Origin of the sequence: Rhodococcus baikonurensis (genome assembly GCF_040489275.1) — a bacterium.
Taxonomy (GTDB): domain Bacteria; phylum Actinomycetota; class Actinomycetes; order Mycobacteriales; family Mycobacteriaceae; genus Rhodococcus_F; species Rhodococcus_F baikonurensis.
This window is the reverse complement of record NZ_JBEUOQ010000056.1, coordinates 1-3,828: the sequence shown is the minus strand read 5'-3', so window position 1 is coordinate 3,828 and position 3,828 is coordinate 1. Positions and strand designations below refer to the sequence as shown.

3 protein-coding genes are annotated in these 3,828 nt (G+C 59.8%); all 3 read left to right on the top strand.

All coding sequences use genetic code 11. The annotated features are described in order from the left end of the window. Positions 1 to 106: 106 nt before the first annotated feature. The 3 genes from ABWI03_RS34005 to ABWI03_RS33995 all read left to right on the top strand — a co-directional run bounded on the left by ABWI03_RS34005 (position 107) and on the right by ABWI03_RS33995 (position 3,692). Complete coding sequence (locus ABWI03_RS34005; RefSeq protein ID WP_353799061.1) at positions 107 to 1,252, top strand: helix-turn-helix domain-containing protein; 1,146 nt, start codon at positions 107 to 109, stop codon at positions 1,250 to 1,252. Positions 1,253 to 1,790: 538 nt separating this feature from the next. Next, positions 1,791 to 3,110: a ferredoxin reductase family protein gene (locus tag ABWI03_RS34000; RefSeq protein WP_166814096.1), complete on the top strand. Its 1,320-nt coding sequence runs from the start codon at positions 1,791 to 1,793 to the stop codon at positions 3,108 to 3,110. A 243-nt stretch (positions 3,111 to 3,353) separates the two neighbouring features. Next, a complete protein-coding gene (locus ABWI03_RS33995; RefSeq protein ID WP_166814094.1) occupies positions 3,354 to 3,692 on the top strand; it encodes a DNA-binding protein in 339 nt (112 codons plus the stop codon). Positions 3,693 to 3,828: the final 136 nt, after the last annotated feature.

Sequence of the window (3,828 nt, the reverse complement as noted above, 5' to 3'; positions counted from 1 at the left end):
TCCGGCCCGGTCAGCGACAGGCCCTGCTCCTTGGCCAGGCGCACCAACTCCGCGGCCGCCGCAGCTTCCGCGGAGGGCTCGGCCCTCTTCTTCGTAACATTCTCCAGTGTCGTCATCTCGGCACCTCCTCGCCGAGCATTCACTCAGCGTCTCGGGCCAAAACACCGATTACGAAACAGTCCCAGCGTCGGCGACGTCGTCACCGAGAGTGTCCGAGGGCGCCAGGGTGCGGTTGGCACCGAGGCGAGATGCCCGATCGAGTCGTTGGTCGGCGACCCTGTGCCCGCAAGCCTTGCTCACCGCTGCGTTGGACGTTGGGACCATCCGGGCGCAACAGCACGTACCGCTGCCGACCGTGCTCCATTCGTTTCGAATCGACCTACGCACGCTGTGGGATGCACTCATCGCCGAAGGCCGATACCTTGATCTCGCTGCGCGAACCGACTTCCTCGAACTGTTGTCGGTCATAGTGTGGGAGACGGTCGAAACGAGCACCGAGGAAATGGTGCGCGGCTACCAAGTTGCTCAAGGAGGACTCGAGGAGATTCGAGCCGAGGCATTCGACCAACTGCTCATAGACGGAGCAGCTAATCACGTCGCCGTTGACAACGCCGCCCAGATTCTCGGCCTGCCAGTCTCGGGTACATTCCTGTGTCCTGTCGGGGATTTTGGCGTTCCCCAACCCGAGCTAATCGGCGGCTGCGCCCATCGATTGAGTTCCAGCGGCATCGCTCACCATTTCGGTTGGTACGGACATGAGTTACGTGCGATCGTTCACCGTCCGAATACCAGAACCAACCTCATCGACTATCTTGTCGCACTGGAGGACCACGTCTGCACCGTGGTGGACGCCGAGGGACTCGCACACGTTCCTGGCGCAATTCGCCTTGCACGGACCACAGTCGAAGGCCGAGTCACTCCAGGGGTGCGCCATGTGCGCGAGACCTGGTTGCACACTATCGCAGCTGGAAACGCCGAAGTAGCCGATGCTGTGCACAAGGCAGTGTTCGGTCCACTACAAATGCTGAGCGAGTACGAGCGCACCGCTCTGTTGGAGACTGTCGGCGACCTGGTCGCGTACGGGGGAACTATCGCGAACATCGCCGAACGCACACACAGGCACCGAAACACGGTGCGCCGACGCCTTCGGGACTTCACCACCCTCACTGGGCTCGATGTCACAAGCACCAGCGACCTAGCTGTCACGGCCCTCGCGTTGACCGTCGAACAACGCCGTTCACACAGTGGATAGAGAAGGATCAGCTACGACTTTCGCGCACCGATGCCGGGTGCCTCAACTGGAATGTTATTGATGGCGCTCGGAATCGTGCCGGGCCCGGGCGACGGTCGAGAGGTCACAGCTGCGCCCGACTTGGCCACTCTCCGGTGGCACTACACCCGACCACGCGCTCTGCCGCACCAGATCATGGACTCACCCAGGTACTGGGCCAGTAACTCGCGGTCTTCCGCAGCCCGCAGATAGCGTCGGGCAACATCGCAATCCGATTGTTTGTGGGTGTGCGACCTTCAATGAGGCTGAGTTACCAGCGTCCGCCACTGCTGTTCGGCTCGGGCTTAACGGATTACCAGCATCGCCCCCGGCGATCCGAAAGCGTCCCGCTCGTCCCTCCCGATTGTGGAGCTGAAAATTCTTACCGTTCAGGTCAGTCGAAAGTCGTATGCCTAATGTTCTTGTTCTGGCGCGTTAGGAGTAGCGTTCCGCTTCGGTGACTATCCGATAATCTTCGTGCCGAACCTTCCGACCTATCGTGATGAGTAGGATATTTTCGATGACGACATTGCTAACACGTGCGGTCGCCTGGATTGGACTCTACTTGGCAGTGGCAGTAATGCCGCTAGTGTTCGCGGTGCTCGGTCACCCCGGTCCGGGTCGGGGTTTCCTGACCGAATTCTCTGTCGCACTTGGCTTTATCGGGCTGTCGATGATGGGGATGCAGTTCGCACTGGTGGCACGCTTCCAGGCAGCGGCTGAACCCTTCGGCGAAGATGCCCTAGTTCAATTTCATCGCGAGATCTCCTATGTCGCCTTGGCGTTCATCTTGGCGCACCCGATCCTCCTGCAGCTGGCGGGAATCGACATCGTCGGACTGCTCAACCTTGCGCACGCCCCCTGGCGTGCACGGTTCGCGGTCACCTCGACAGTGCTGCTGCTGGTGCTCATTGCCACCTCGATCTGGAGACGGCGGATGAATATTCGCTACGAGGTGTGGCAAGTGCTCCACGGGGCGATCTCGGTGATAGTTGTCGCCTTCGCCGTGGCGCACGTGTTCCTGGTCGGATATTACGTCGACCATGCCTGGAAGAAATGGTTGTGGGCGATCATGACCTGCGCGTTGATCTTGCTGTTGCTGTGGGTTCGGGTGATCCGGCCGCTCGAGCGCCTTCGTCGCCCCTGGAAGATCAAGTCCGTGGTCCACGAACGCGGTGACGCCGTGACGTTGACGATGATCCCAGTCGGGCACAAGGGTTTCCGGTTCGAGCCCGGGCAGTTCGGCTGGCTGACCGTCGATCGGTCACCGTTTTCGGTGACGTCACATCCGTTCTCGTTTTCGTCGAGTGCCGAGAACGCGTCAGTGCTGTCCATGACGATCAAGGCGCTCGGCGACTTCACCTCCACCGTCCGAACTATCGCCCCGGGCACCCGCGCATACATCGACGGGCCGCACGGCGTCTTCACGCCAGATCGCAATGAAGGACCGGGATTCGTTCTCATCGCAGGAGGTGTCGGTATTACTCCGATGATCAGCATTCTGCGCACCATGGCTGACCGCAGCGACAATCGACCGTATCTGCTGTACTACGCCAGCCGCTCACTCGACGACATCACATTCGACGAGGAACTAGAAAGCCTTAAACGTCGTTTGAACCTCACCATCGTCAATATCCTGATGACGCCACCCGAAGGGTGGACCGGTGAACAAGGCTACCTCGATCGCGAAATGATCGTCCGCCACCTGCCTGATCGCTATCAGCGACTGCAGTACTTCACCTGTGGGCCCGCCCCGATGCTCAATGCTGTCGAGGAGTCACTGACCGAGCTGGGAGTGCCGGCGCAAAATCTTCACACCGAACGATTCGTTTTCGTCTGATCGGAGTCCTGATGCGACACGTTTACACCACCCGCGCCGTCATCCTCATTGCGCTCCTACTGCTAGGAGCGTCGGCCTGGTTCGGTCTGGCGATGCACTGAATTAAGCTTGTTCAGCCGCAACGACTTTCTGGATCGAAGGGGTTGCGGCCGAACGAAGGGTTTGAGTTTAGGCAGCACCCCGATCTACTCTCGCCCGTCCTGAATTCACTACCGACCGTGACAATGAGAGGGTTCGAATCCTGTGACGCAACAGGCGTATGTCGTCGTCGCCGAACTCGACATGCAATTCGACGAGAACGTCAGCGGTGAACTTCTCCCGCCCATAATCGATCACCACGGTGCCGTCCAGCGCTCGGAACTCGGCTGGGTCGAAGTCGTATTCACCATTCCTGCCGTATCCGTCCGGCAGGCCACCACCGCTGCGCTGGAAATTCTCGACACGTACACCTTAGGTTTGCTGTCCCTGCGTGTGCTGACCGCCGCTGACTTCGACCGCATCGCCGATGCAATCGAGACGCCACGGCTCCTTTCCACCGTTCACGCTGCAAAAGTCCTCGGCATTTATCGTCCGCCAGGATGATCCCGTAGCGATCAAGGAAACGAAACGGTCATCGGCCTAGCTGTTGCGGGTATGGACGTTGCTGACGCGGGATTGAAGTGGACGGGCTGGTCCTTCGCGGCAGGATGGAAGTTGCGAAACTGACCATCAACAGCAA

Bases quoted from the DNA above. Each gene is read 5' to 3' on its own strand.
- ABWI03_RS34000 (WP_166814096.1), top strand. From the start codon at position 1,791: ATGACGACATTGCTAACACGTGCGGTCGCCTGGATTGGACTCTACTTG.